Annotated in this window: 1 pseudogene; it reads right to left on the bottom strand. The window is 51.1% G+C overall.

Features of this window, described 5'->3' with window-relative positions:
- Positions 1-570, bottom strand: a pseudogene (locus tag JK223_RS17005) (IS3 family transposase); the annotation flags it as partial.

The raw sequence follows: 570 nt of genomic DNA, 5'->3' as shown, positions 1-570 counted from the left end.
CCAGACCTGCTCTGGCTCAAGGGCGGTAACCTGGTCAGAGCCGGATTTCAGCAGATTAGGATGCCGGTAAAAGCGATGATGGCTGTTGGTGGTTTTGTGATATGCCCGTTTCACGGGTACCAGGAGCCGGTACTCACCCAGCAGGTTAAACAGACGATCCCGTCCGATATTCAGCGTTTTATCGGCCTGAATGTTCAGCAGATAGTGCAGTTTACGCGTACCGATTCGCGGCTGACGGCACCGGGTACGGGTAACAAAATCAAGAACCTGAGCGTGATGCTCCTGCCGTTTATTACATCTTGAGTTGTACTGGTACCACGCCTGTCTGCTATGCCCCAGGAACTGACATGCACGCGTAACTGTTATTTTGGGGGCCTGACTTTGCGTGAGGACTTGCCGGGCCGCTTTTTTACAACACTCACCCCGTAATCATTTTTCAGGACGTTGATAACTGACTCAAAAAACTCAGCTTTCTGGTTTGCCAGCTCAAGTTGTTCTTCAAGTTCCCTGATTCTTTGCTCGGGTGTAAGCGGGATAGTTGTCTGAGCCATAGGCAGTTTCCTCTTCACC

It is taken from the genome of Tatumella sp. JGM118 (genome assembly GCF_018257515.1).
Lineage (GTDB): Bacteria > Pseudomonadota > Gammaproteobacteria > Enterobacterales > Enterobacteriaceae > Tatumella > Tatumella terrea.
The sequence above is the reverse complement of the archived record's forward strand: the minus strand, read 5'-3'. Positions and strand labels throughout refer to the sequence as shown.